Origin of the sequence: Hymenobacter crusticola, assembly GCF_002154225.1 — a bacterium.
GTDB classification, from domain to species: Bacteria; Bacteroidota; Bacteroidia; order Cytophagales; family Hymenobacteraceae; genus Hymenobacter; species Hymenobacter crusticola.
Genome location: NZ_MTSE01000074.1, coordinates 1 through 4,425 on the forward strand (window position 1 = coordinate 1; position 4,425 = coordinate 4,425).

The 4,425-nt window shown below is 57.7% G+C and carries 5 protein-coding genes; 2 read left to right on the plus strand and 3 right to left on the minus strand.

The genetic code is table 11. From position 1 onward, the window contains the following. The first annotated feature begins 27 nt into the window (after window positions 1-27). Both BXP70_RS28720 and BXP70_RS28725 read left to right on the plus strand, forming a co-directional pair. Window positions 28-753: a GAF domain-containing protein gene (locus tag BXP70_RS28720; RefSeq protein WP_086597562.1), complete on the plus strand. Its 726-nt coding sequence runs from the start codon at window positions 28-30 to the stop codon at window positions 751-753. Between the two features lie 308 nt (window positions 754-1,061). After that, on the plus strand, window positions 1,062-1,403 hold the full coding sequence (locus BXP70_RS28725) for a TfoX/Sxy family protein (RefSeq protein ID WP_086597563.1): 342 nt from the start codon (window positions 1,062-1,064) through the stop codon (window positions 1,401-1,403). A 126-nt stretch (window positions 1,404-1,529) separates the two neighbouring features. Here the strand turns inward: BXP70_RS28725 and BXP70_RS28730 are convergent, their stop codons facing one another. The 3 genes from BXP70_RS28730 to BXP70_RS28740 all read right to left on the minus strand — a co-directional run bounded on the left by BXP70_RS28730 (window position 1,530) and on the right by BXP70_RS28740 (window position 3,951). Then, the gene (locus BXP70_RS28730; protein WP_086597564.1) at window positions 1,530-1,931 is read right to left on the minus strand and encodes a RidA family protein; all 402 of its coding nucleotides are present in this window, start codon (window positions 1,929-1,931) and stop codon (window positions 1,530-1,532) included. A gap of 61 nt (window positions 1,932-1,992) precedes the next feature. Next, a complete protein-coding gene (locus tag BXP70_RS28735) occupies window positions 1,993-2,583 on the minus strand; it encodes a Crp/Fnr family transcriptional regulator (protein ID WP_086597565.1) in 591 nt (196 codons plus the stop codon). Between the two features lie 216 nt (window positions 2,584-2,799). Continuing rightward, on the minus strand, window positions 2,800-3,951 hold the full coding sequence (locus tag BXP70_RS28740) for a serine hydrolase domain-containing protein (RefSeq protein WP_086597566.1): 1,152 nt from the start codon (window positions 3,949-3,951) through the stop codon (window positions 2,800-2,802). Between the last annotated feature and the right edge of the window lie 474 nt (window positions 3,952-4,425).

Here is a 4,425-nt window from a genome sequence, read left to right on the forward strand (position 1 = left end):
CAAACCGGGCTGTTATCTTTAGGTTGTATGTCTCTACCCCCGACGCTTATTCCAGCGAACGATTCTCAGCGCCTGCAAGCGCTAGCCCCTTACCTGTTGTTGGGGAACGCGCCCGACGCGGTCTTTGATGAGGTGGTGCGCTTGACCGCCAAACTGTTCGGCGTCCCCATTGCCCTGGTATCGCTAGTGGAAGAAGGTAGCGTGTGGTTCAAGGCCAATTTTGGCCTTGTGGGTGCCGAGCGGGTAGCTCGGGACGAGAGCATGTGTTCCGTGGCCATTCTGCAAGCGAAAACCACGGTGTACGAAGACCTCTTGCGCGAGCCCTGTCAGCTCACCGAGCCGGGCATCGTAGCGGCCCTGCAATTGCGCTTCTACGCTGGTCATCCGCTACGCACGGCAACGGGGGAGGCGATTGGCTCCTTGTGTCTTATTGATCGTCACCCGCGTACGCTTTCCCCCGAGGAGCAGGCGCGGTTGCAGCGGCTGGCAGCCGTAGTGATGAAACTGCTGGACCTGCGCCTGCTGCTGCACCAAGAAACAACGCCGAGTAGCGGTATTTGGATGCAGGTGTATCACCACCTGGATCAGTCGCTCACCCGCCTAGATACCTTGACAGAACTCGCCCACTGGGAAGAATTGGCCATGACTCCGGCGGCGCTCGCCTACCAACAGTCGTTAGAGGAAGAAGCCAACGTTGTATTGCAAGCCCTCGAGCGGCAAGTCACGATCGCCCTTGCTTCCTTCCAGCAGTAGCGTAATCTTGTAAGGCACGAGAGGGGGCTGACACTGACGTTCTAAAAATCCAAGCAACGGAAGTTTCCTGAGTGGTTCTCGGTTGTTATAATGGCGCAAGGATAGTTGCTTAAGGCTATTAGCTGCTACAACACGGATGGTTTGGTCGTGGTAGTTGTTGGCCTGGATTCAAAGTTTGATTCAACCATTAAAAGAGCCGCTCAACTTACGCTCTAGTACCACAACACGTTTATTCTCAATCTTTGCTAACGGGAAACGAAGACCGAACCGAACATCCTCTCTTCTCCCCTCAACCAGTCGCGTGTACCATGGCATCTACTCCGCAGTTTGTCGAATTTGTCGTCGAGCAATTCAACGCCTCCGGGCATATCCGCGCGCAGAAAATGTTCGGGGAGTACGCGCTGTACTGGGGCGACAAGCTCTTTGCGTTGGTCTGTGATAACAAGGTGTACGTCAAGCCCACCGTCGCGGGGCGAGCCTTCTTGCCGGAAGTAGTAGAAGCGGCCCCGTACCCAGGCGCGAAACCCAGTTTCTTGATTGAGGAGCAGTTAGAAGACCGGGCGTGGCTGGCAACCTTCGCCCGCCTGACGGTGGAGGAATTGCCGGAGCCTAAACCGAAAGCCAAGAAAGGCGGGCTGACTCCTAAGTAGGAGTCCTCAACAACCCGGTCTTGAAGATCACCCTTAGGGACTAAAAAGCCCCTCGTAGTAGAGGAGCTTTTGCTTTTATAGCAGTAGACGTTTCGGGGGCAGTTACTTATTGGTCGGTTGATGGCCTCAGCGTACAGCGACTGCGTCCACCTCTACTTGCAGTCCTTCGTAGGCCAGAAAGTTGATTTCTACCATCGTGGCGGCGGCCTGTATCTGATGCACGGCTACCCAATCGGTGAACACGTCGAAGCACCCTTCCGGGCCAAACAGGGCGGCCGTATCGGTGGTGTACAAGCGCAACTGCACGATGTCGCGGCACTGGTAGCCCGCCGCCATGACGACCTGTTCCACATTGCTGAGTACTTGCCGCAGTTGGGCCCGCATATCGCCCGTGCTGGGAACGCCGTTGGCATCAATGGCGGCCTGCCCCGCGCAGTAGAGCGTGGCGGTGGGTTGTTTTACTTCGACGGCCTGCATGTAGGCACTTGTTGCTTGCCACTGCCAGGGATTAATGACGCGCTTTTCCATTGTTGAAGAAGTGAAAGTACGGGGGCAAATGTCCTCTTTCCTTGCGCGCCGCACCTGTGATCTACCGCACTATTTTCGGGGTGGAGCGTTGATCGGCCAGCCGGCTCAAGGTTTCGCGTGAGACGCCCAGGTAGGCGGCCAACTGGGTTTTGGAGACGCGCTGGGCCAGCGTGGGGTACTGTTGCAGCAGCCGTTCGTAGCGCTCTTGCGCTGGCAGCGTGAGCAGCGACAGAATACGCTGCTGGGCCGCCACGCCGCCGCGGGCGAATTTGACCATGAAAAAGTAGGTCATCTGCGGAAAGCGGGCGCAGAGTTGCTGGTAGCCGGCCAGGGGCAGGCATAGCACCGTCGTTGGCTCTACACACTGCAGCGCGAGCGTCGCGGGGGAGTGGGTTAGGTAAGCGGCAAAGTCGCCCTCCCACCAATCTTCCAGGGCGAAGGAAACAATGTGCGCTCGCCCCGCCGAGTCGGTATAGACCAGTTTGAGCAGCCCTTGCACGACGAAGTAGAGGTGCGGCACGCGCTGCCCAGTCCGGATTAGAAATTGGTGCTTGCGGTAGTGCTGGGTGCTGAACTGGGAAAGCACTTCGGTGAACTCCTCATCCGTGAGCGTGACGATCTGCGCCAGGTGTTCTCGTAACGCTTGTGACATAATGATCTTCTACTCTGGCGGCAGCCGGTTAATGTTTGTCCCCGCTTTTGACCAAGAGCCATTTTCTGCAAAGTGGCTAGGTGCTGGCTACGACGTTGCCGCAAGGTAACGGCTGAGCGCAAGCTTGAAGTAGTGGGTAGCGCGAAAGTCAACAAAACCTCGCCCTAGTGCGCTGATCTAACGAGAAGCGTGGCGGTGTTAATGAGTTGGGCAGCCTTAGTGGACTTGATCAAGTAGCTTCCAGATGGCGACGAACTGGTCAAGGCTCTGAGGACCTTTCTGCAGCTCGGTATTGGTGACGAAGATCTTGCCCACGCGCGTAACCGGATCAAAGAACAGAAAGCTGGTGAGCCCGGTATCCCCGCCGGTATGACCGACCGTGCCGTTGCGCCGGTGGGCCCAGAACAAGCCTTGGTTCGGCTCTTGAGGGTCAACATGTAAGGCGGGATGTGTGGCTGTGAACTGCGGCCGCAGTAGGCTATCACAAGCGCTCGCGGAAAGCGGTGCCCCCGGACTAGAGGGGGCCAGAATGCTGCGCAAGTACAGCGCTAAGCTGTGCGTGCTGGTGAGCAGCCCACCATCGGGGTACGTGATGGTATAGTAGGGAGCCACTATGTGCCCCCGCGGGTCGTAAAGCGTCGCCAGCTGACTGGAATCCACTTCGGCTACGTTCCAGCCCGCGTCCGTCATACCCAGCGGCAGTAAAATGTGCTGACGGGTGTACTCGGCGTAGGACTGGCCCGTCGCGTGCTCGATCGCTAAGGCCGCCAGGGCCGCACTCTCGTTGCTGTAGGCGTAGTACGTACCCGGTGCGTGCGGGACGAAATGGCGTCGCCGGTACCACTTGCCCGTGGGGTTCAAGGTGCGTCGCAGGTACTCCTCGTTGGTGAGCGTCGCTTTGGTGCCCTTGGCGTAGGCGTGGCGGTTGTAAAACCCTTGCGCATCGGTTAGGCCAGCCGTCATGGTGGCCAGGTGTCGCAAGGTGATGGGCTGGTCAGGAAAGTACGGATGGCGGACCTGGAAGGGTAACAGCTCATTGACCGGCTGGTCCAACTGCAGGCGGCCGTCGGCGAGGGCTTGCAGCAGCGCCACTCCAATCAGGGTCTTGCTCACGGAACCGATGCTTTGTACGGTGGCGGGTGTATAGGGGATTTTACGGGCTGTGGTAGCGTAGCCGAACCCGTGTTCATAGACGATGCCCGCAGGGTGGACAACCGCCACGGCGAAGCCCGGTAGGTCGGAGTCGTGCCAGTGCTGCTGCAAGGCCGCCGTCAACCCGAGCGTGTCGGGTGGGGCCGTCAGCAGGGACTGCGCCGGGGAGATGGTGGTAGCAACCAGGAAAACAAGTAGGCAGGGGGAGTAGTTCATGGCCAGCAAGGTAGCAGCCCGCGTGGCACCACATGCCGTCAGCTCAACTATATAATGTTAAACGATAGGATGTATACCAAGCGGTGACTGAGCGTAGGGTGAAAACAAGAAAGCCACTTCTTATTTGGAGGGGGCTTTCTGCTTAAAGCGCTATGTAGAGTGCATCTATCGTGATTCTAAAAAAGTTGTAGGACATGGTACTATAGACTGCTGCCTATACCTCGCTTGATTTTGCTACCATAACAGGCGCAAGCTACATCCTAATGCTGTCTGTCCTGTCTAGACCATCTCACGAGGGTGTTCGGCTCCAGTCGCTCCCGATTTTACAAAGCAGGAGTAAAAAAAAGACCGTCCGGGTACCGTACGGTTCCGTACAGCAAGCAGCCGCGCGGCTACTTGGCCTGAAGTAGTCGCGCGACGTGTAGCTCAACAATGGCTTCTTCATGGCTTCCGCTCAGCAAACGGCCTTCGTGG

Coding starts and splice junctions, on each gene's coding strand:
- BXP70_RS28720 (WP_086597562.1), top strand. CDS start 28: ATGTCTCTACCCCCGACGCTTATTCCAGCGAACGATTCTCAGCGCCTG.
- BXP70_RS28725 (WP_086597563.1), top strand. CDS start 1,062: ATGGCATCTACTCCGCAGTTTGTCGAATTTGTCGTCGAGCAATTCAAC.
- BXP70_RS28730 (WP_086597564.1), bottom strand. CDS start 1,931: ATGGAAAAGCGCGTCATTAATCCCTGGCAGTGGCAAGCAACAAGTGCC.
- BXP70_RS28735 (WP_086597565.1), bottom strand. CDS start 2,583: ATGTCACAAGCGTTACGAGAACACCTGGCGCAGATCGTCACGCTCACG.
- BXP70_RS28740 (WP_086597566.1), bottom strand. CDS start 3,951: ATGAACTACTCCCCCTGCCTACTTGTTTTCCTGGTTGCTACCACCATC.